The following is a 22054-nucleotide window of genomic DNA, read 5'->3' on the forward strand; positions in this document are numbered from 1 at the left end:
AATGATTTTGTCCATATTTTTTGTTTGCACTTATAATATAGACTTTTATTTTTTAAGCTGTGCTCTTTTATTAATCAAATACACTAAAAGCAGCCATACAGCAAATGTGAACAAGACCCATCCGAATTACATGCAAGGGTAATATTTTTTAACAAACAGGCATTTTCGGCAAACATCTATCAATGAGTAATTTTATTCAATATTGCCATTTCGGGAGGGATATTGTCATTTTTCCTTCAAATTCAAGGCGAGATTTTATTAATTTGCATATCTTTATGGCGTAGAGCAATGTTGCTACAGTTTCTATGCCTATGAAAAATATACTCTTATTTGCCTTCTTATCCATTCTCTTTTTCTCCTGCGGGGAAAATCAGGCAGTTACGGAGCAGATGAACCGGGCGGAAACGCTGCTGGCATCAAATCCGGACAGTGCATACGCAATATTGGAGAACATCGAACTGCCGGACGAACTGAACGAACGGCAGTTCGCCCGTTGGTGCATGCTGTATTGCCGGGCGGCGGATAAACTGTATAAGGATATGCTTTACACCGAACAACTCAACCGTGCTTTAGACTGGTACAAAAGCCACGGGACGGCAGAGCAACAAGCGTGGATCGGCCTCTACTTAGGACGTTCGTATATGGAAGACAAACTTTTCATCCCGGCAACAAAGGCATATTCGGAAGCGTTGGATTTGGCAAAGGAGAAACATTCATATAATGTGGCAGGATATATTTGCAGCTATATGGCAGATTCGTACACTTACACCGGACAGCGTTCCGAAGAACGGCGGAAGTATGAAGAGGCTGCCGAGTATTTCAAAAAAGTCGGCAATATGCGGAGTTATGCATTCGCTTTGCGGGATATCAGTAGAACGTGGGTATTTGACGACTCTTTGTCCCTTGCACTTGACCTGATGCTGCAAGCGGATTCGATCGTTACAGAGATGAATGATTCCATAGGAATAGCATCAATTGCGAACGGATTAGGAAATATTTATGAACATTTAGATGAAATAGACACAGCAAAGTTCTATTTTTTCAGAAGTTTGGCTTATGACACGATAGATAAAGCTTCTACCTATATGGCTTTAAGTACATTATTTTATAATTGCGACCAATTGGATTCAGCCCACCATTATGTAGAAATGGCAGATTGCCCGACCAATAATCCATATATCCCTTCCGATCGTTTATATCTAAGCTACCTGATCGAAAAGGAGGCAGACAATATTCCGGAAGCACTCCGATATCTTGAACAATGTTATGAAGCAAAAGATATTTTATACGACAAGCAAAAACAGGTAGACATCATCGACGCAGAGAAACGGCATGATTCATTAGCCGTTATCCAGCAAAATCAAAAACTACATTCTATCATCTATTTATTAAGCGGGCTTATCCTTTTTGTCAGTTTAGTTAGTGTTTTGTTCTATCTGTACAAGGACCGGAAAAGATTGAACAAGATCAACAAACAGCAACAACTATTAGACGAAAAAGAGCAACTGTTAGCAAAACTGGCGGATGAAATCAAGCAAAAAGCAGCAATCAATACCAATACAAATAAGGAAGAGATAATGCAAATCCGCGAAAAAATGCTTCAAGCCAAAAAAGAAATCCTGATCCTGAGATGTGAGAAACTACAGCATTCCGCGTCCTTCCTGGAGCTGAAAGAACGCCTGAATAGCACTAAAAAATATGGACAAAAGTTCTCCGAACAAGATTGGGAGGAGCTAAAAGAACAGATCGACTCTGCTTGTCTGAATTGGCTGGAAGCCATACAAGAAACGGAAAGCCTAAAGAAGACCGAGATAGAGACCTGCTATCTTAGTTTCCTGAATATCAGCATAAAATCAGAAGCCATACTTTTGGGAATCAATCCTGACTCAGCTAATAAACGCAGGCTTAGAACCCGACAAGCATTAGGGCTGACCAATTCGAAAACGAGCATTTGCGAATTTATAATCAAAAGGACATTGGAGAATATAACAATTTAGATTTGACTATTTCATCTTTCATTTTCATTGATACATAAAACATTACAACTATTTGTCCATATAAATTCAGGTTTGTCCATATACTTTTTGACCGTTTTTGGTACTCTCAAAGTTCACTACTACTTTTGCTAAAGATAAAAAACAAAGATAAATCAGAATAAATACATTTAGTTACAATGAAAAAAATCCTATTCTTACTTTTACTCATTTCAACCACCGTGTTCGCTCAAACCGAACACGGCCTGTTGGTCGGTGCTGGTGCCGGGTTTCCTATACAGGATGGCGCAGTGTATATGACAACTCCTCATTATGGATATAATAATGATGTGAATGTGAATGGAATGCTTGGTTATCGATTCCGTTTCTTGGCAAATCAGAGGTATTTTATCGACTTGGATGCGAGTATCGGTTTCCAATGGATGCAAGTTTACAAATACAAAGCACTTCTTCTTGGAGATATTGATAAAATACCGGAAGGAGACTATGTCATCCCACCCGGAGAAAGTTTTACTGATTTCATCATGCCGATCTCCATTGCCGCCAGTTGGAACTATCGCCTCACCGACAAATTCCATTTCGGATTAGGCGTAACTCCGACATTATATGTACAACCACAAGCCGTATTCGACCTCTCCATAATGGCTAAAGTCGGCTACCGGTTGAGCAAACATTGCGAATTAGGACTGTCCTATCAATATGGCTGTTTGAACACACTGAAGCACTTCAACGACGGTCCGGCACTCGGACGCCGGGGGCATTTGTCCGATTTGATGTTATCGGTGTACATTCCGTTTGTTATCAAATAAAAGACAACAATAATCCACCCTTTTTCCCACGTCAGCAGAAAAAAGCCCTCCTTTCCGTTTCGTCTTTTTGAAACGGGAAAGGGCTTTTTCTCCGACACTCACCAAAAACGTTTGCCTGTTTGTCTCCGGATCGTCCGGGAAAACCACTGCATGAGCCTACAACGCATGCTCATGCAACTGGAATTGTATGCCGAGGACAGTGAGATCAAAGACCTAATCGAATATCCGAATATATTTTTCCAATACATAAATCCGCCCCCGTTTACTGCCTGTCATTTCTTTCAACATCTCCAAACGTTCCAGCTCTTTAATCAACTTATAGGAGGAAACCGTACCAAGGCCTGTTATCTCGGAAACTCCTGTTGCATCGATCATCGGATGTTTGTATAGTTCTGTTATGACTTTCAAAGCATTAGCCGATCTGCTACCCAGGGCTTTAATACATTCTTCATATTCCTTTTGCAAAGACAAAATCTTTTGAAATGTTTCAACTCCCTTTTCAGCTGTATCGATTATTCCATGAAGGAAAAATTTAAACCAAGTTTCGATATCATTCTCAAGCCGGACTTTCATCATGTTGGAATAATATGTATTTCTATGTTTTTCCAAATAATCAGACAAATACAATATAGGTCGTTTCAAAATACCTTTACTGACCAAATACAACGTAATCAACAACCGGCCAGTTCGTCCATTGCCGTCCAAAAAGGGATGAATAGTCTCGAATTGATAATGTATCAATGCTATTTTCAATAATTCAGGGAAAAAGATCTGCTCATTATGAACAAACTTTTCAATATCTTCCATCAGTTCCGGGATCGAAGTGCAGACCGGAGGTACGAATATGGCATCATTAATAGACAAACCTCCTATCCAGTTCTGACTTTTCCTAAACTCTCCTGGCTGTTTGTGCTCTCCACGTACCCCCGATAATAAAACCTTGTGGACATTTCTGATTAATCTGCTTGAAAACGGCAAATCTTCCAGCATCTTGATTGCCTCGTTCATCGCGTTAATATAATTATGCACTTCCATCCAGTCATCCCGTTTGTCTAACGGAACATCTTCTTTTGATAAAAGCGCCTCTTCCATATTGGTTTGTGTACCTTCTATTTTAGAAGATTGTGTGGCTTCTTTCATAATATGCATACTGATGAACAAATCAAGATTAGGAATATGTTCTGAGTACATATCCAACCGCCCCAACATCCTGTCCGCTTTGCTTTACAAAGTGATTATCTCCATATTATCAATCACCCAGCTATGGTTAATCGAGTTTGGCTGGAAACTTTTATAATATCCTTGATTTATGTACAGACCTGATTTAAATTCTTTCATATCGATTACAATATTAAAATTAGGACTCTTATCACTGAGTTATACCATTCCCTTATTTCATTTTTCAGCCAAAAAGTGAAATAAGGAAATCGCTATTTCATTTTATAACGGTAAAAGTGAAATAACAACCTTAATAACCTCGTGTACAAATATACCACTTTCAATTAATCCTTTTTTATATATCCCTAAAATTTCCACTATACAAAAAATTACAGGAGACAGTGGATTCGAAACAAAAACTATAAATCCACACCTCTCTATCAACAAGATACGAATCCTGTCCGCAGATGTCAGTTTGTTGTCATCCGAATGTCAGCAAATTTTCAGATTTCAGACTGTCATTCAGCGGATTCTTTTAATATATTTCTAATCTCTTCCACACAATTTATAGCGTATCAGGGCGTTGGTATTAAACGTAAATGCTTACCTTTGCGGCCAACTGTCCGTGTGAGGATACAGAATTAAGACAATTAATTATTACACTTTATACAAAGTATGGGAAAGTATAAATTGATCAACAACGCGTTGGGCTGGATCGTTTTTGCGATCGCTTCGACCGTCTATTTGATGACTATGGAACCCACTGCCAGTTTCTGGGATTGCGGTGAGTTCATTTCTTCGGCTTACAAGCTGGAAGTAGGGCATCCGCCCGGAGCACCGTTCTTTATGTTGACGGCCAACCTGTTTACACAACTTGCATCCGACCCGTCTACAGTGGCAAAGATGGTGAACACGATGTCCGCCCTCTTTAGCGGGCTGACGATCCTGTTCCTTTTCTGGAGCATCACTCACCTTGCCCGCAAGATCATGGTGAAAGACGGAGAAGAAGCATCTTTAGGCCAGATGATTACCATCATGGGTAGCGGTCTGGTCGGAGCACTGGCGTATACATTCAGCGATACGTTCTGGTTCAGTGCCGTGGAAGGGGAAGTTTATGCCTATTCATCACTCTTTACAGCGGTTGTTTTCTGGCTGATACTGAAGTGGGAAGCTGTTGCCGACAAACCGCATGCAGACCGCTGGATCGTACTGATCGCTTACCTGATGGGGTTGAGTATCGGCGTCCACTTGCTGAACTTGTTGTGTATTCCGGCTATCGTGCTGGTATATTACTATAAGAAATTCCCGAACCCGACGATGAAGGGTACGTTGGTTGCCCTGCTCGTTTCCTTCGCCATCGTTGCGCTGATGATGTACGGCGTCGTACAGGGGCTGGTCGAGGTTTGCGGCTATTTCGAACTGTTGTTTGTCAATGTCTTAGGCATGCCTTACAATTCCGGAGTATTTGCTTATGTGATCATTGTGGCAGGCGTATTGATCTGGTCTATCTGGGAAACCATGCGCGACGAGATCCATCCGACACGCATGAAGATTGCTTTCATCCTGTCGATCGTATTGATCGGTATTCCGTTTATCGGTAGCGGCTACGTTTTGGCGGTAATCCTGACTGCTGCATTGAGCCTTTATCTGTTCAAGAGCAAGAAGGTGGATATCAAGACGCTGAATACGATCCTGGTCTGCCTGATGGTAGTCGTTGTGGGCTATTCTTCGTATGCACTGACGCTGATCCGTGCAACAGCCGACACGCCTATGAACCAGAACGCGCCGAGCGATATCTTTACGTTGCGTACCTACCTGGCACGTGAACAGTATGGCAAAACCCCGCTCCTTTACGGACAGACCTACGTTTCGGAAGTACAGCGCGAAAACCAGGGAGGAAGTTGCGTGCCCGTCACGACCGAAGGCGAACCGACCTGGAGCCGCGTGATCAAGAAGGACAAAAACGAGAAAGACCGTTATTATGTGTCCCGCACGGATCAGGAATACAAATATGTCGACGAACTGAACATGTTGTTCCCGCGTATGTTCAGCTCCGACCCGCGCCATGTCCAGGCCTACAAGGATTGGGCGCAGGTAAAAGGCCAACCGGTGAAATATAACTATTGCGGAGAGATGAAGAGCGTAATGAAGCCGACATTCGCGGAAAACCTGAAGTTCTTCTTCTCCTACCAGCTGAATTTTATGTACTGGCGCTACTTCATGTGGAACTTCTCCGGCCGTCAGAATGACATCCAGGGAAATGGCGAGGTGCTGAACGGCAACTGGATTACCGGTATTCCGTTTATCGACGAAGTGCTGGTCGGTCCGCAGGAAGATATGCCGTTCGATATTATCAATAATAAAGGGCACAATGTCTATTATATGCTGCCGTTGCTGTTAGGTATTTTAGGTTTGCTGTTCCAGGCTTATTCGGGACAGAAAGGGATCCAGAGTTTCTGGGTGACCTTCTTCCTGTTCTTCATGACCGGCCTGGCTATCGTGCTGTACCTGAACCAGACGCCGTACCAGCCGCGTGAACGAGACTATGCGTATGCCGGATCGTTCTATGCGTTCTGTATCTGGATCGGGTTCGGTGTCGCGGCACTGGCAAAGGGATTGGAGCGATACGGCAAACTGAATCCGGTTATCGCCGGATCGGTGGCAACCGTGCTCTGCCTGTTCATACCGATCCAGATGGCCGGACAAAACTGGGACGACCACGACCGTTCAGGCCGCTATGTCTGCCGCGATTTCGGTTCCAACTATCTGGAATCCTGCGAGCCGAATGCCATCATCTTCACCAACGGCGACAACGACACATTCCCCTTGTGGTATGCCCAGGAGGTAGAAGGTGTCCGTACCGATGTCCGCGTATGTAACACCAGCTACCTGCAGACTGACTGGTACATCGACCAGATGAAGAAACAGGCTTACGAGTCCGCTCCGCTGCCTATCACCTGGACACGCGACCAATATATACAAGGAACCCGCGATGCTGCTTATGTATTCCCGCTGACAAAAGATTCGATCGACCTGAACACGGCCTTGAACTTTGTCCGCAGCGACGATCCGAAGTTCAAGAAGATTCCGGGTATCAACCAGGAACTCGATTATATCCCCGCCGACAAGCTGTACTACAAAGTCGACTCGGTCGCCGGAGCCAAGATCTTAGGCGGCAAGACAGACGGCATGGTAGACAAGATGATGATCAACCTTGCCGGAAAGAATGCGCTGGGCAAACAGGAACTGACGATCCTCGACATGTTGCAGACGAACAACTTCGAACGTCCGATGTACTACGCGATCACGGTCAGCCCGGACCAGTTCGTCAATCTGGACGGTTACTTCGAACAGACCGGTCTGGCTTATCAGGTCGTTCCGAAAAATGCCAACAAGTCGGTCAACACCGACAAGATGTATGACAACGTGATGAACAAATTCAAATGGGGTGGCGTGGATAAACCGGGCGTTTACATCGACGAAAATGTAATGCGCATGTGTAAGAGCTACCGCTTGCTGCTGTTCAACAAGCTGGCAGAGGCATTGGTGAAAGAAGGCAAGAACGACAAGGCTCTGGAAGTATTGGACAAATGTATGCAGGTGTTGCCGCCGGAAAATGTTCCGCTCGACTACACGGCTCTTTCAACCGGTGAGCTTTATTACGTGCTGGGCCAGAAAGAGAAAGCGGCGGAAATATTTACAGGCATTGCCGATAACATGATGCGTAACATTAACTGGTACTTCCGCTTGAACCCGATGCAGTTGGCTTCCGTAGAAACAGAATTGTTACAGGATATGCAGGTTTTGAATCAAGTATTGTTAATCAACAAACATTACAACCCCGAATTCAATAAGAAATACCAGGAAGAGTTTGACAACTACCGTATGGCTTACGAATCGGCAGGACGCAGAGAATAGATATGTTTATAGAACAACCGCCCTGGTTTTACAGGGTCCTGTTTCCAGGGGTAATCTGGCGGATTCCGGCAAAGAAGAAGTGTGTATATCTCACCTTCGACGATGGCCCGATCCCTGAGGTTACCCCTTGGGTATTGGATATATTAGACAAATATGGCGTAAAGGCTACCTTCTTCTGTGTCGGTGACAATGTCCGCAAGCATCCGGACATCTACCGGATGGTACTGGACCGGGGACATCGTGTGGGCAACCATACTTTCAACCATATCCAGGGCATCCGCTTCTGGACCAAGAACTATCTGGCGAATGTGGAAAAGGCTGCCGAATATATCAAAAGCAACCTGTTCCGTCCGCCTCACGGACACATGCGTTTTCCGCAGGTAGTATGGCTCAGGAGGCATTACCGGATCATCATGTGGGACGTGGTGACGCGCGATTATAGTCCGCACATGACACCGAACGGCGTCTTCAACGTGGTGAAGAATTACACCCGCAACGGTTCCGTAATCGTCTTTCACGACTCGCTGAAAGCAGAAAGCAACATGCGCGAAGCGATGCCCCGGGCCATCGAATGGCTACAGGCACAAGGGTATGAGTTCAAGGTCTTTGAGTGAATGCAAATTTCGTCTACATATATAAAAGAGAAAGCAAAAGAGATCGGCTTCGATGCCTGCGGGATCGCACAAGTGGCAACCGCAGACAGTGAAGCCTTTTTTTTTGACAAGTGGCTGAAGGAGGGCAACCATGCCGAGATGGCATATATGGAGAACCACCGGGAAATACGGCTTAATCCCACTGGGTTGGTGGAAGGAGCCAAGACAGTCATATCCGTGGCGTTGAATTATTATCCGGAGCAGAAACTTCCGCCCGAAGCGCCTCATATCGCCTATTATGCATACGGAAAAGATTACCATTTCGTCATAAAAGAGATGCTGAATGACTTGTGGGTCGCACTGCTGCCGCACACGGGAACGGGACAGGCAGACACAGGAACCGCCCGCTTTTTCACCGACTCCGCTCCTATCCTCGAACGCTATTGGGCTTGGAAAGCCGGACTGGGCTGGATCGGGAAGAACACGAACCTGATTATTCCCGGTAAAGGTTCTTTCTTCTTCTTGGGAGAAATTGTCACCACCCTCGAAGCGGATCATTACGACACACCGCAGAAGAACCGTTGCGGCAGTTGTACCCGTTGCCTGGATACCTGCCCGACAGGAGCACTGGAAGGCCCCCGCCATCTGAACGCCCGCAAATGCCTCTCCTATCTCACCATCGAGAACCGCGGAGAAATCCCCGTCGAACAGGCCGCCCGCCTCGGTAACCGCCTCTACGGCTGCGACACCTGCCAAGAGGTCTGCCCCTGGAACCGTTTCGCCCGCCCGACCCGGATAGAGGCATTCCGTCCGTCCAAAGAATTACTCCAGATAAGCCGGAAGGAAATCGACAGCATGACAGAAGAAGATTATCGTCGCATCTTTGCCAAATCAGCTGTAAAACGAGCCAAATATGAAGGTTTAATGCGTACACGAGATGCATGGCGAAAGTGATTTTATAGAAGAAAATTTCAAGCATGTTATAGATATTAAGTATATTTGTAGCAAAACATTACAAGATGGCAACAATAGCATTACAGAGAAAAAGGAAGAATATCGATCTGCCGGTAGAAACTTTGCAAAAACTTTCTATCGTAGCAGCCGAACAGGGCAAGAGCTTAAAATCATATATCGAAAGTATTTTAATAAAAAAGGCCGAAACTTTGAACATACAAACCACAGCTAATCCAAGTCCGAGTAACGATACTTGGTTTGACGACCCCGACAACATGGCATCAGTCATGCGCGGCATTGAAGACATTAAGCACGGCCGATCTAAAACTTATACCGCAGAAGAAATCAAAAAACTGTTGGATATATGAGTTATAAACTTATACTGGCCGAAGAAGCCGAACGGGACCTTTTATTGTGGAAAAAATCCGGACAGAAAAAAGACCTTTTGAAAATCCTGTCTTTGTTTAAAAAACTCGAAGAACACCCAACTACAGGAACGGGGCAAGTAGAACAACTGAAGGGAAATTTATCTGGTTATTGGAGCAGACGCATCAATAAACACTTCCGTACCATCTATGCCATCCATGAAGATATAGTGACAGTTGAAGTCATTTCTGCCAGAAAACATTACGATAATAAATAATCAATAAAAACAAACCTCATGAAAAGAACAATCTATCTATTGCTCCTGTCCTGTGTTTGGGTGCTGACAGCATTTGCAAACCCAAGTGAATTACAAAAGAAATTAGAAGGACTGAAAGGTATCAGCGGCATCGAGAAGCTGGAATCGGATCATTATGCCGAGAAATATCTCGTACGCATCACCCAGCCTGTCGACCATCGTGACCCGGCAGCCGGAACATTTACGCAACGCGTAATCGTCTCTCATGTCGGTTTTGACCGACCGACCATATTGGTCACGGAAGGATATGGTGCGGCGTATGCCTTGAACCCGCGCTATCAGGAAGAGCTGTCTAAGCTGCTCGATGCCAATATGGTATTCGTGGAATACCGTTATTTTCTCGAATCCACCCCGAATCCCTGCAATTGGGACTACCTGACGGCAGAGAACTCGGCCTACGACCTGCATAATGTCAACCGGACATTCAAGCAACTGTACGCCGGTAAATGGGTCAGTACCGGCATCAGCAAAGGCGGACAGACCACCTGCCTGTACCGTGCCTGGTTCCCGGACGACGTAGACTTCTCCGTCCCCTACGTAGCCCCCTTGAACCGCGGTGTGGAAGACGGGCGCCACGAACCCTTCCTCCGCAAGGTCGGCACGAAGAAAGACCGCCAAAAGATCGAAGCTTTCCAAACCGAAATCCTGAAACGCAAGGAAGAAATCGTCCCGATGCTGGAAAAGTTCTGCAAGGACAAGAAGCTGGAATTCCGTATTCCGATGGCCGAAGTATTGGATTATTGTGTTTTGGAATACCCGTTCGCCCTCTGGCAATGGGGTACGCCGACCAGTGTGATCCCGCCGCTCACATCCGATACTAAGACACTGTTTTACCATTTGGCCGATATCAGCGGCCCCGACTATTTTGCCGAAAACCAGCCAAACATCTCCTTCTTCGTACAGGCTGCCCGCGAATTGGGCTACTACGGCTACGACACGAAACCGTTCCGCAAATACCTGACAATCGACAGCAGCAAAGGATATCTGAACCGCATCATGCTACCGAAAGAACTGGTCGACAAAGTAGAATACCGCCCCGAACTCTACCATAAAGTCTACGATTTCCTCCGTGACAACGATCCGAAGATGATCTTTATCTATGGCGAAGTAGACCCGTGGAGCGCCACCCGTGTCCCGACCTTCAAAGGCAAGGTAAACGAACAAGTCTACATCCAACCCGGAGGCAGCCACCGCGCCCGTATCAGCAACATGCCGGAAGACTTGAAGGAAAAGATACTGACGCAGATCAATAAATGGCTGGCGGAATAGTATCTATAACCCTATGCCTTACGATGGCTAAAGCATAGGGTTAGCTATCGTAAGGCATAGGGTTATCGTTCGGATGACACTTTCAAAAGAATAATGGATAACGACCGCTTTTCAACAAAATATAATTATCTTTGTATATGTGTTTCACCTATTGTCTAACTTATTAATAAAGAAGTAAATGAAAAAGAATCTCTTGTTTCAGTTCCTGCTGGCGGCATTTCTGCTCCCGGCTTTTTCCTGTTCGGATGACGATTCCACTCCGGAAATCGACAATGCAACAACCTTGAACATGCTCGACGCAGAAAACGGCAAGACCCGCTTGGGCAACTCCGATATCTATATCAATGCAGCAAACAATTTCGAGACAAACAGATGCCTGATCGTCGAACTCGGTTCGTCGAAAGGACTCGGAAGGGTTGTCCCGCCCCAAATCAGCGAGGGATTGGTCAACCAGGTAGCCGTAACGCCGGGACATCTCTACCAGGCTTTCAAGGGAGATGCTGTGATGCGGTTTCCTTCGGGGAAGTTGGCACTGGCGCTGGCTGGCGACTACTATCAGTTCTATGTCGACTCCGAGATCAAGAAAGAGGAAAGAAGGATAGGAGCCGTTGTCCGGTTTGCTCTGATCAATCCAGAGGCCGACGGGATGCCTGCCTACGACAGTACGATCGGGACAGTGGTCAGCGGCACTGAAAACGAAGTTGTCTATGAATTCCCGAAAGGCACAGAGTTTAGCTACGATAGCGATCTGGAAGATATTTTCCAGATTTCGACTGAAGGCGGAGTCCTGAAAATGAGTCTTCTACTCACGTGGCACGACATCCGGGGCAACTACGCCATCTATGCCCGGCATAATGAGATTTATACGAAAGTATATCTCAAAGTGGAATAATCAGAACATTCCTTGTACTTTATAGACAAATTCCATCCAAACCCAATATCGGATCGCCTTTCCGAGAAACATCGAGATAGCCACGATCCAGATATTGGCACGGAGGAAACCGAGTGCCACGGCGATAAAATCGCCTATGCCGGGAAGGAAGACGAAAAAGCCCATCCAGGAACCTTTCCCCTTTATCCAATCCTGTACTTTCTGCAATTTGACGGCATCCAGTTTCAGATATTTCTCTATCCATTCGACCTTGCCCAGCATACCGAGCCAGTAACAACTCATACCGCCTAAAAAATTACCCAGCGTAGCCGCAATCATACAGGGCCAGTAGGCCGCTCCCGCCAACAACACGCCGGTCAGAACAACCTCGCTGCTGAACGGCAAAACGGTGGCAGCTAAGAAAGAGGCGATGAACACGCCGATATATCCGTATTCTATAAGAAATTCCATATCCGAATGAATAGAGTGGCAATCAGGACTGCCACAGTTGCAAAAAACGACCAAAACACGATCTTGCCCCGTGTCACCGTAAAAAAGTGGGCGATCAGGATAGAGGCTGGCACGCAAGCTGTTTCCAGAAACTCTTCCGAAACCTGTTCATAAAGGAAATACAGACTGAACGCCCACACGGACATCGCAATCAGGAACGAGAGGAACTGACGGGAGCGAAGCGAATCTTCCGTATCGTGCATGACGATATTCAGGGAAGCGACAACCGTCAACAGGGCAATCGCCATAATACTGATCCAATCCAGCAACACGATTCCGTCCGTGGCAAGGAAGCGCACCTTGAAGAGTGTTGAGAAAGGAACGCTGAACAGCGTGAAATCCCGTTGCCAGACACACCACCCCAACAGGAACCAATACACCGTCGCCACCCCTAACAAAGAAGCGATAAAAGTACGGGGCGTCAACGAACGGAAATTATACATCCCCAGCCAAAACAACGGCAGAAACCAGAGCAAGTGAATCCAGAGCAGGCTGCCGATACCGATCAGCAAGGCGGCACTGTAGGCCTTTTCTCTCGCTTCGGGATCATGATAGGTCGTGAACAGCTGGTAAATCGCCAGGATCAGGCAGAAAACACCGACCGAAGTCGATTTCAAGGGAAAGAAATCGGGATTCGTACTGATGAACAGGACATAGAAGAGAAAGGGCAACATCGTCTTCTCCCGTATCAGCACCAGCACATAGTTCGCACGATGCAAAAGGAAAGCCCCCCCGAACATCAATGCCATCCCGATGATATAGGTAAATTCTTTGCCTGGCAATGCCTGGCAAATCGTATTCCAGAGAGGAGTAGCCGAGACCTCGCCATAGACAGGATAGCCCACGGAGTACAAATAACTGACCACCCAACAGACGATACATGCCAATAAGACCGGAACGAATGTCGGCGGTGCAGAAAAGTCGAATCGACGGGAATATTTGTTATAAGCTACTCGCATTTTTGATCAGGAATAGATAAATGATGGTTTACATGTGAGCCAACAGACAAGGCAAGCCTTATACCGTAGGCTCTCTTTTGCCGTCTGCTTCAGCAGACGGATAGATGATTGTTCCGGCTTTGCCGGTTCCTCTGTGGGTTTTAACCCCTTTAAATACAATAGAAGAAAGGGACTAAAGTCCACAGAGGAAGAGGCTTTGCCTTCAGATCTTTTAAACCGTCTGCTGAAGCAGACGACAAAAGAGAGCCTGCAACACAAGGCTTGCCTCGTCTGTTAGCTCACCCCATAAATCAGCATTTATGACAACAATTTATAAATCAAATCCGATATCGCTACGGAAATATTTCTTTTCGAAATCGATGAGCTTAGCACCGGCGAAGGATCGGGCAAGGGCTTCTTCCTTGTTGACCCCGTAAGAGCTGACAGCGATGACACGACCGCCATTAGTCAGGATCTGTCCGTCGGCAGCTTTTGTCCCGGCATGGAAAACGATGTTTTCAGCGGAGACCTTATCCAGGCCACTGACAACCTTTCCTTTTTCATACGCTTCGGGATAACCGCCGCTTACCAGCATAACCGTTACAGCCGCACGCGGATCGTGCACCAGTGTACGGCTACCCAAATTACCTTCGGCCACACCTTCCAACAGTTCAACCAGGTCGCTCTGGATACGCAACATGACAACTTCCGTTTCCGGGTCACCCATGCGGCAATTATATTCGATCACCATCGGTTCGCCCTTCACATTGATCAGGCCGAGGAAAACGAAACCCTTATAGTCGATATTTTCCGCTTTCAGCCCTTCTATCGTCGGGCGGATAATGCGCTCGTCCACTTTCTGCATAAACACCTCGTCGGCAAAAGGAACCGGAGACACGGCTCCCATGCCGCCTGTATTCAAACCTGTATTGCCTTCGCCGATACGCTTGTAGTCTTTTGCCACCGGAAGCACTTTGTAGCTTTCGCCATCCGTCATCACGAATACGGAACATTCGATACCGTCCAGGAACTCTTCGATCACGACCGTCTTGCTGGCATCGCCGAACATACCGCCCAACATATCGCCCAGTTCCTTCTTCGCTTCTTCGAGCGTGTCGAGGATCAACACCCCTTTACCGGCAGCCAGACCATCGGCCTTCAACACATAAGGAGCCTGCAATTCTTCCAGGAAAGCATACCCTTCTTCCAAATTTCCGGCTGAGATACTCTTATAACGGGCAGTCGGGATGTTGTGACGCATCATGAACGCCTTCGCAAAGTCCTTGCTGCCTTCCAGCTGCGCTCCCTCTTTCGAAGGGCCGATCACCGGAATACCTGCCAGGGCGGCATCGTTCTTGAAATAGTCATACACCCCTTTTACCAGCGGATCTTCCGGGCCTACCACCACCATACCGATATGGTTTGCCAACGCAAAGTCCTTGATAGCAGGGAAATCGTCCGCCTTGATATTTACATTCGTACCCACCAATGCAGTTCCCGCATTACCGGGGGCAATGAATAACTGATCTACTTTCGGGCTTTGAGCAATCTTCCAGGCTATTGCATGTTCGCGGCCGCCTGAGCCAAGTAATAATATGTTCATATTGTAGTTCTTTTTATATTTTGTCAATTCTGATACGCCTCCTTACTTCAAGTAATCGTCGAAGTAGCGCGTTATCTTCTCATACAGATGCGGACGGTCTTTACCGATCACATTATGCAAATGGCGGGGATAAACGAAATAATCGGGATAGGTATCCGCATCCACACAAGCTTTCAGGAATCCCAGACTGTGCTGCCAGACAACAACCGGATCGATATCTCCGTGGATCAACAACAAATGCCCCTTCAGGTTACCCGCTTTCAGCTTCAGGTTGGCATTCTTATAACCTTCCGGATTGTCCTGCGGACGGTCCATATAGCGCTCGCCATACATAATCTCATAGTTGCTCCAGTCGATCACCGGGCCACCGGCAACCCCTACTTTGAACAGTTCCGGATACGAGCACATCAGGTTCGTCGTCATAAAACCGCCGTAGCTCCATCCGTGCACGCCGATACGACCGGCATCGACATACGGGAGTGATTTCAGATACTCGACACCTTTTACCTGGTCCGCCATCTCGTTCACACCTAAATTACGATGTATGACATTTTCGAAAGCCTGTCCCCGGTTCGCCGATCCCCGGCTATCGAGCGTGAAGACCACATAGCCGCGTTGAGCCATATAGATATCCCAACCGCCTACGCCGTTTTTCCATCCGCCTGTAACCAACTGGGCATGCGGGCCGCCGTACACATAGACAATCGTCGGATATTTCTTCGTTTCATCCAGGCCGACAGGTTTTACCAAGCGGTAATTCAAAGAAGTGACGCCATCTGCCGCCTTGATCTTTCCGGTAACGATTTCCGGCATCGCATATCCTTCGTACGGATCTTTCGCCGTCAACAACGTCCGTAAGGTTTCCCGTTTCTGTCCGTCAATGATCGAAATCTCACGTGGGACGTCAGGAGCGGAATAGCTGTCGATCAGATATTTGCCGGACGCGCTCAGTTGCGTGGCATGTACACCCTGCAAACCGCCCGAAGTCAATTCGTAAGAGGTTCCCTTTTTCAGGTCCAGGCGTGACGTCCCGACATACAGTGCATCGCCATAGCTGAACGAGCTCAGCATCGACGGCCTTGTAGAAGAGAAGAACAACGCCTTTCCCTTGGCATCGAAGCCGAGGACATTCAGCACTTCCCACTCGCCTTCCGTCAACTGCTTCAACAGTTCTCCCTTCGTATTATACAGATACAAATGATTATAGCCATCGCGCCGGCTCTGCCAGATAAACTGTTCCGGATTGTTCGGCAGGAAAAGCACCGGATGTTGCGGCTCTACATAATGTTCGTTTTTTTCGGTAAACAGATCCGCCTCTTTCTCACCCGTCAAGGCAGAATAGCGTACCAGGTGCATCTCGTTCTGATCCCGGTTCAGTTCGGCAATATAAATGCTCTTTTCATCCGGGCTCCAGGCAATATTCGTCAGATACTTTTCCTTCGGCAACCCGGTTTTCAACCAGACGGTTTTCCCGGTCGCCAAGTTGTAGACACCGACCGTCACCTCGTGGCTTTTCATCCCAGCCATCGGGTATTTGTGCGGCTCGGCTTTCGCACAACGGGCGGTAATATCGACAAACGGATAATCCGTCACCATGCTTTCATCCATCCGGTAGAAAGCCAGCGCCGAACCGTTCGGAGACCAGAAAGTCCCTTTATGGATACCGAACTCGTTCTGATGAACAGACTTTCCGCAAACTATACCTTCGACCGTTTCATCCGTCACGATACCGACAGCGTTATCCGGTGAAAGGATTCTCAGGTTGTCGCCCTCCGTAAAAGCCAAATAGCCGTTGGCCGGACAGAAGTCGAAGTTCTCCCAGGAGCCGTTCAGGTCATACGTGTTTACAATCCTGTTTTCCGCAAAGTTATAATGGAAACGATGGTGCTTGGCATTAAAAGCAAGCACCGGCTGATCTTTATAAGGAACCGAGAAGAAGGGCATACTGCCGACCGTCTGTGCGCCGGCTGCCGTAAGCGCTTCGTTCAACTGCCGGCGGGTAAAGGCGACTTTCACCGGCTTTGTCGATTCTCCACTCATCATGCTGTCGCCCTTGACATACAGATACGTATCTCCGCACCACTGCAACTGTTTCAAGTTACGGGGCACAAAGTGGCTTTGCGTCTTTCCACCGGGAATCAGGTCATGCAAAGTGAACTGTTTGTCTTGTCCCATCATCGACAACGGATTTAGAAGTGCCAAAGCACAGAATATACCTAAAAGATTAAGCCTCAAAGTCATCCTTACCCCTTCTTTTGAATGGTTTCTTAAATGAACGGTCACCGAATTTCTTATCTCCGAACTTCTTCTTACCGCCAAAATCCTCATCATCCTTAAAGTGTTTCTTGATCGGACGTTTGCCGACAAAATCCTTACGCGCCGGACGTCCATCTGCTCGATCATCGCCGAAATAACGTTTGCCGGGAACAAAGGGAGCCCGTTCGCTGTCTTCTTCAGCATGTGCGGCGGCAAAACGGCGGTCGGGACGATCCATGCGGTCGGTACGGAAGTTAGGACGCGACGGGCGGTCCGGCCTGCGTTCGAAAGAAGGCCTTTCCGGACGGGAAGGACGTGCTTCGCCCTCTTCGTTCAGTGCTTTTTTATAATCCTTGTTTTTCCCCTCGAATATGTCGTAGCAACGGTATTCGCATTCCAGCGATCCGTTCATAAGCTTCATCTTTTCACTCGGTTTCAGGCCGATCTTGTCGAAACATTCATCCTTATAGCTCAGAATCCAAACCTTATAACCTGTAAACACATGCTTGATGCGTTCGCCGATCATGTTGTACAACCCTAACAGGTCACGGCTGGAAATACGTTCGCCGTAAGGAGGATTGGTCACCATGATGCCCGGCTGCGGAGCTTCCGTGCACTGCTGGAACGGCTGGGTTTTCAGCTCGATATATTTCATCAGGCCAGCACTGCGGATGTTCTTTTCGGCAATCTCGATCGCCGCCGGATTGATATCGGCGCCATAACACTTGAAAGTAAACTCACGTTCCTGGCTTTCGTCGTTATAAATGCGGTCGAACAGTTCCTGGTCGAAGTCAATCCATTTCTCGAAAGCGAACTCCTTACGATGCACGCCCGGCGCAATATTCAAGGCGATCATCGCCGCTTCGATTAACAACGTACCGGAACCGCACATCGGATCGACGAAATTCGATTCGCCTTTCCATCCCGTTTTCAAGATCATACCGGCAGCCAGCACCTCATTCAACGGCGCTTCCGTCTGGTCCACGCGGTAACCGCGTTTATGCAGGCTCTCGCCCGAACTGTCGATAGAGAGCGTACAATCGTTATGTGAAATATGAATATTGATATACAGATCCGGATTGTTTACACGGACAGAAGGGCGTTTCTGCTCCTTCTCCATGAAATAATCCACGATTGCATCCTTCGTACGATAAGCAACAAACTTGGAGTGATTGAAATCCTCAGAGTAGATTACAGAATCTATGGCAAACGTCTTGTCCAGGGACATGTAATTTTCCCATTTCACCTTTTTAACCTCTTTGTAGACACTATCGGCGTCTTTGGCTTTAAAGTGATAGATAGGCTTCAAGATACGCAATGCCGTACGGCAATAGAAGTTGGCTTTGTAAAGCACTTCCTTATCTCCGGTAAAGGAAACCATCCGGCGACCAATCTGTATATCGTTGGCACCTAAAGATAATAACTCGCCGGCCAGTATTTCTTCCAACCCGTAAAGGGTCTTGGCCACCATTTCAAATGTCTCGCTCATTTTAAGTGAAAGTTAACAATGATTCCTCATCGTTTATTAGTAATTCTATTTTAATTATTAATCGTTTTTTGTTCAGTTACCCCGCTAACCGTCAATTGACATTTGCCTATCGTCAGTTGGCTGACAGTAGCCCCTGCCGGAACATCCTCCGTGATCCAGACGTTGCCGCAGATCGTGGCCCCTTCGCCGATATGGATCCGTCCCAACAACGTTGCATTGGAATAGACCGTCACATGGTCGCCCAACACCGGATGGCGCGGCACACCGCGTATCGCATTCCCGTTTTCGTCGGGCGGCAGTTTCTCTCCTGCCAGACTGACTCCCTGGAAGATACGGACGTGGTTCCCGATCACGCTGGTTTCACCGATAACGGTTCCCGTCCCGTGGTCGATCGAGAAATAATGCCCGATCTCTGCCCCCGGATGGATATCGATACCTGTCTCCGAATGGGCCATTTCAGTAATCATGCGGGGAATAAAGGGGACGCCCAACCGGTATAGCTGGTGCGCAATGCGATAGTTGCAGACAGCCCGGAAACCGGGATAGCAAAAAATAACTTCGTTGATGTTCTGCGCAGCGGGATCGCCATTAAAAGCGGCTTCGGCATCCGTCGCCAACAGGCTGCGCATTTCGGGAAGCGTCCGGATAAAGGCTTCCGACAGTTTCTCCGCCTCGGTAAGGATCTTTTCTTCGGGACAAGAGACGCAGGTAGTATCAGCAAAACAAAGCCCTGCATAAATCTGCTTGGAAAGCAGCGTATGCAACGTTCCGACATTTACGCCGGTATGGAAACGGATTGTCTGCTTGCTGATCCGTGCATTCCCGTAATAACCGGGGAAAAGGATTGCCCGGCACAAATCTATGATCTCTTTCAGCACTTCACCCGAGGGTAGCGCCTCTTCATCCCGGTAAGCATGAAACAATTGCTGGTAAGACCCCTCGTCCGAGAGCATCTCAACTGTATCATTCAAGACCTTGCTATGCTTTTGCAATCCCATTATTCAGCAATATCGTATTTGGCAACAAAAGTAAGAATAAATTGAAAATGAACAATTGACAACAGGCAATTATTTGCCCATCATACAACGCTTTATCCAAAAAGACAAATCGCCCGGCAACGTCAACTTTCAATTCTTAACTTCCAATTTTCAACTTATTATGCGGTGCCCCGAATTCCTTGCAGGTCACTTCGTCCATTTCCACAATCCATATTTTGACATTCTTCACAGCCGGACCGGAATAGCGAAATTCCTTATCCGAATACTGTTTCATTATGATATCCAAGGCCTCCGTCTTCTTGTCGAAATCTTCTTCAAAGCGGACTTTACCCCAGCAGATCACGCTCTTGGAGCGCATCCGGTAACTGCAAGCGACCTCCGGGTGCTGGAAAACGAGATCATGATCCGTACTGAACGTAATGCAGACGCGTGGATTCCGTTCTAAAATGGAGATGCTCCGTCCCTCCTGTGCCGAATGCAGGTATATAACACCATCGCGGTAGCCAAAGTTCATCGGCAATACATAGGGAGTCCCATCCGTATCGGCCAGTCCCACATAGCAAATATCACACTTCTTAATGGTCGCTTCAATCAGTTCTTTATCGGTATGTACTAATGTCTTCATTTCTCGTTTCTGTTTTTATCCCTACAAACATACAAGTTTTTTATCTTTTTCAGGCTGCTCCCGCAGGATATATTTGTCGCATCCTCTTACAAGAACAAAAGGAGGTGTCAATCCACCCCCTTTATTGTTGTCATCTTTTAGAGCTCGCCCGGCCTTTCTTCCTCTCCGCCACCGGAACCTTCACCAATCACAACTTTCACATCGTCTTCTTCAAACCTAATCTGACCGTTTGAACGGCGAAGGCTCAATCCCGGAGTAAATACAATACGTGCTTTCGTAATATTGGAAGCATTGAATTCATCTTCCGTTGCCGCCCCTTTCGAGCGAACCGACATACGGAAATTTCCAAATTCACCGACCTGTACGATATTGCCGGAACGGAGTTCCAATCCCATAGCCCAATTCAAAGAATCGAGTACGGCTTTCACATCCGCACTTGACATAGCCGAGCGGTTTGAAACCAATTCACAAAGCTTTTCCATATCACAATAGCCCGAAGCTTTCGCCACTGCATACGTTTTCACCTGGTCTTTTTCTTCACCGACCATTACTTTTCTCTGTACTTTTCTAAATTTCAAAGCCATAATCTTTAGTTTTTAAATGATTAATAATTTGTTTTTGATCACACTGCAAAGATATGGCACCCGAAAACCGTTAAAAAAGCAGTGAGACAAGACAGTTGAAAGGTGAAAGGTGAAAATTGAAAGTTGCGACAAGCGGTATTTCAACTTTCACCTTTCAACTGTCACCTTTCAACTATTCCCTCTCACTGCTTTTCTCCATCAGGTCGGCAAAATCGTACGAATCCATCCGCGCATACCGGATTTTGTCAGCCAAATACCTGGCAGACACATCCATATCAAAAGCGAGTAAAAGAGAAAATGAAATTTCCGTATACGAAGATTTATGTTTTTTATACGGTTACATCCATAAATTGACTACTTCCAGGAACAGATTTAACTCGTTCCCCCCATTAAAAACTCATGAAACTTTTGAAAGCCACTTACATTCCTTCGCGTAAGATTTTTTTCAGTGGCTGGAAGAAACGTTCTATCAAACGAAGCTCTTCTGTTACGATTCCGGCCGTGGCTCTCATTTCCTGCGCCACAGGAAGACAGATTCCGTAATTGGTGGTCAGTCCGACGGGGAAGGCAATCTCCACCCTGTAATTGTCTTCCAGCGGGACCATTGAGACGGACAACACACGCCCCTCCACGATCCCGAACTCCTGATCCGGGTAATTGCTGAAACGGACAATCACGCGCTGCCCCTTCCGCACCTTGCCCGAACTCGCGATCGGCATCGACGCCAGCCCGACCCATTCGCCAGCATCCTCCGGCACGATCCGCGCAAACAAGTCGCCACCCTGCACATACAGGTTCGGGTA

The 22054-nt window shown here is 47.0% G+C and carries 18 protein-coding genes and 1 pseudogene; 9 read left to right on the forward strand and 10 right to left on the reverse strand.

Annotated features, from left to right (window positions below; translation table 11 throughout):
- The first annotated feature begins 311 nt into the window (after nt 1-311).
- Nucleotides 312-1997, forward strand: a complete 1686-nt coding sequence (locus H8S65_RS19020) for an ATP synthase subunit B family protein (protein WP_186931408.1) — start codon at nt 312-314, stop codon at nt 1995-1997.
- A gap of 176 nt (nt 1998-2173) precedes the next feature.
- On the forward strand, nt 2174-2803 hold the full coding sequence (locus H8S65_RS19025) for an outer membrane beta-barrel protein (protein WP_186931409.1): 630 nt from the start codon (nt 2174-2176) through the stop codon (nt 2801-2803).
- A gap of 213 nt (nt 2804-3016) precedes the next feature.
- Here the strand turns inward: H8S65_RS19025 and H8S65_RS19030 are convergent.
- Nucleotides 3017-4141: pseudogene (locus tag H8S65_RS19030) on the reverse strand (Fic family protein).
- 495 nt (nt 4142-4636) lie between these two features.
- Here H8S65_RS19030 and H8S65_RS19035 point away from each other — a divergent pair.
- From H8S65_RS19035 to H8S65_RS19065, 7 genes are all read left to right on the forward strand, one after another.
- Nucleotides 4637-7879, forward strand: coding sequence for a DUF2723 domain-containing protein (locus tag H8S65_RS19035; protein ID WP_186931410.1), 3243 nt, complete (start codon nt 4637-4639; stop codon nt 7877-7879).
- A 2-nt stretch (nt 7880-7881) separates the two neighbouring features.
- Entirely contained in the window at nt 7882-8493 is a 612-nt protein-coding gene (locus tag H8S65_RS19040; protein WP_186931411.1) for a polysaccharide deacetylase family protein, read from the forward strand.
- The gene (queG, locus tag H8S65_RS19045) at nt 8494-9426 is read left to right on the forward strand and encodes a tRNA epoxyqueuosine(34) reductase QueG (RefSeq protein WP_186931412.1); all 933 of its coding nucleotides are present in this window, start codon (nt 8494-8496) and stop codon (nt 9424-9426) included.
- 65 nt (nt 9427-9491) lie between these two features.
- Nucleotides 9492-9794 carry a hypothetical protein gene (locus H8S65_RS19050; protein ID WP_186931413.1) on the forward strand — a complete coding sequence of 101 codons (303 nt, stop codon included), beginning with the start codon at nt 9492-9494 and terminating at the stop codon, nt 9792-9794.
- Nucleotides 9791-10069, forward strand: coding sequence for a Txe/YoeB family addiction module toxin (locus tag H8S65_RS19055; RefSeq protein WP_186931414.1), 279 nt, complete (start codon nt 9791-9793; stop codon nt 10067-10069). The genes H8S65_RS19050 and H8S65_RS19055 overlap by 4 nt, the downstream gene beginning before the upstream one ends.
- A gap of 18 nt (nt 10070-10087) precedes the next feature.
- Nucleotides 10088-11377, forward strand: coding sequence for a S28 family serine protease (locus H8S65_RS19060; protein WP_186931415.1), 1290 nt, complete (start codon nt 10088-10090; stop codon nt 11375-11377).
- Nucleotides 11378-11555: 178 nt separating this feature from the next.
- Nucleotides 11556-12269 (forward strand): DUF5036 family protein, encoded by a 714-nt coding sequence (locus H8S65_RS19065; protein WP_186931416.1) that lies wholly within the window; start codon nt 11556-11558, stop codon nt 12267-12269.
- Here the strand turns inward: H8S65_RS19065 and H8S65_RS19070 are convergent, their stop codons facing one another.
- The 9 genes from H8S65_RS19070 to H8S65_RS19110 form a co-directional block, all read right to left on the reverse strand.
- Nucleotides 12270-12719: a YqaA family protein gene (locus H8S65_RS19070; RefSeq protein ID WP_186931417.1), complete on the reverse strand. Its 450-nt coding sequence runs from the start codon at nt 12717-12719 to the stop codon at nt 12270-12272.
- Nucleotides 12704-13717 carry a hypothetical protein gene (locus tag H8S65_RS19075; RefSeq protein WP_186931418.1) on the reverse strand — a complete coding sequence of 338 codons (1014 nt, stop codon included), beginning with the start codon at nt 13715-13717 and terminating at the stop codon, nt 12704-12706. The genes H8S65_RS19070 and H8S65_RS19075 overlap by 16 nt, the downstream gene beginning before the upstream one ends.
- Before the next feature lie 310 nt (nt 13718-14027).
- Entirely contained in the window at nt 14028-15299 is a 1272-nt protein-coding gene (purD, locus tag H8S65_RS19080; RefSeq protein WP_186931419.1) for a phosphoribosylamine--glycine ligase, read from the reverse strand.
- A gap of 42 nt (nt 15300-15341) precedes the next feature.
- On the reverse strand, nt 15342-17540 hold the full coding sequence (locus H8S65_RS19085; protein ID WP_186931420.1) for a S9 family peptidase: 2199 nt from the start codon (nt 17538-17540) through the stop codon (nt 15342-15344).
- A complete protein-coding gene (locus tag H8S65_RS19090) occupies nt 17524-19044 on the reverse strand; it encodes a THUMP domain-containing class I SAM-dependent RNA methyltransferase (RefSeq protein ID WP_186931421.1) in 1521 nt (506 codons plus the stop codon). Before H8S65_RS19090 ends, H8S65_RS19085 begins: the two co-directional genes overlap by 17 nt.
- A 50-nt stretch (nt 19045-19094) precedes the next feature.
- On the reverse strand, nt 19095-20042 hold the full coding sequence (locus H8S65_RS19095) for a serine O-acetyltransferase (protein WP_186931422.1): 948 nt from the start codon (nt 20040-20042) through the stop codon (nt 19095-19097).
- 136 nt (nt 20043-20178) lie between these two features.
- Nucleotides 20179-20667, reverse strand: coding sequence for a pyridoxamine 5'-phosphate oxidase family protein (locus H8S65_RS19100; protein WP_186931423.1), 489 nt, complete (start codon nt 20665-20667; stop codon nt 20179-20181).
- Nucleotides 20668-20804: 137 nt separating this feature from the next.
- Entirely contained in the window at nt 20805-21251 is a 447-nt protein-coding gene (locus tag H8S65_RS19105) for an HU family DNA-binding protein (protein WP_186931424.1), read from the reverse strand.
- Nucleotides 21252-21670: 419 nt separating this feature from the next.
- On the reverse strand, nt 21671-22054 hold a 384-nt coding region (locus tag H8S65_RS19110), incomplete at its 5' end, for a beta-barrel domain-containing protein (protein ID WP_186931425.1).

It is taken from the genome of Parabacteroides hominis, from assembly GCF_014287585.1.
GTDB classification, from domain to species: Bacteria; Bacteroidota; Bacteroidia; order Bacteroidales; family Tannerellaceae; genus Parabacteroides; species Parabacteroides hominis.

What these genes read in the sequence shown, in the direction of transcription:
- H8S65_RS19020 (WP_186931408.1), top strand. Translation starts at nt 312, where the DNA reads ATGAAAAATATACTCTTATTTGCCTTCTTATCCATTCTCTTTTTCTCC.
- H8S65_RS19025 (WP_186931409.1), top strand. Translation starts at nt 2,174, where the DNA reads ATGAAAAAAATCCTATTCTTACTTTTACTCATTTCAACCACCGTGTTC.
- H8S65_RS19035 (WP_186931410.1), top strand. Translation starts at nt 4,637, where the DNA reads ATGGGAAAGTATAAATTGATCAACAACGCGTTGGGCTGGATCGTTTTT.
- H8S65_RS19040 (WP_186931411.1), top strand. Translation starts at nt 7,882, where the DNA reads ATGTTTATAGAACAACCGCCCTGGTTTTACAGGGTCCTGTTTCCAGGG.
- queG (WP_186931412.1), top strand. Translation starts at nt 8,494, where the DNA reads ATGCAAATTTCGTCTACATATATAAAAGAGAAAGCAAAAGAGATCGGC.
- H8S65_RS19050 (WP_186931413.1), top strand. Translation starts at nt 9,492, where the DNA reads ATGGCAACAATAGCATTACAGAGAAAAAGGAAGAATATCGATCTGCCG.
- H8S65_RS19055 (WP_186931414.1), top strand. Translation starts at nt 9,791, where the DNA reads ATGAGTTATAAACTTATACTGGCCGAAGAAGCCGAACGGGACCTTTTA.
- H8S65_RS19060 (WP_186931415.1), top strand. Translation starts at nt 10,088, where the DNA reads ATGAAAAGAACAATCTATCTATTGCTCCTGTCCTGTGTTTGGGTGCTG.
- H8S65_RS19065 (WP_186931416.1), top strand. Translation starts at nt 11,556, where the DNA reads ATGAAAAAGAATCTCTTGTTTCAGTTCCTGCTGGCGGCATTTCTGCTC.
- H8S65_RS19070 (WP_186931417.1), bottom strand. Translation starts at nt 12,719, where the DNA reads ATGGAATTTCTTATAGAATACGGATATATCGGCGTGTTCATCGCCTCT.
- H8S65_RS19075 (WP_186931418.1), bottom strand. Translation starts at nt 13,717, where the DNA reads ATGCGAGTAGCTTATAACAAATATTCCCGTCGATTCGACTTTTCTGCA.
- purD (WP_186931419.1), bottom strand. Translation starts at nt 15,299, where the DNA reads ATGAACATATTATTACTTGGCTCAGGCGGCCGCGAACATGCAATAGCC.
- H8S65_RS19085 (WP_186931420.1), bottom strand. Translation starts at nt 17,540, where the DNA reads ATGACTTTGAGGCTTAATCTTTTAGGTATATTCTGTGCTTTGGCACTT.
- H8S65_RS19090 (WP_186931421.1), bottom strand. Translation starts at nt 19,044, where the DNA reads ATGAGCGAGACATTTGAAATGGTGGCCAAGACCCTTTACGGGTTGGAA.
- H8S65_RS19095 (WP_186931422.1), bottom strand. Translation starts at nt 20,042, where the DNA reads ATGGGATTGCAAAAGCATAGCAAGGTCTTGAATGATACAGTTGAGATG.
- H8S65_RS19100 (WP_186931423.1), bottom strand. Translation starts at nt 20,667, where the DNA reads ATGAAGACATTAGTACATACCGATAAAGAACTGATTGAAGCGACCATT.
- H8S65_RS19105 (WP_186931424.1), bottom strand. Translation starts at nt 21,251, where the DNA reads ATGGCTTTGAAATTTAGAAAAGTACAGAGAAAAGTAATGGTCGGTGAA.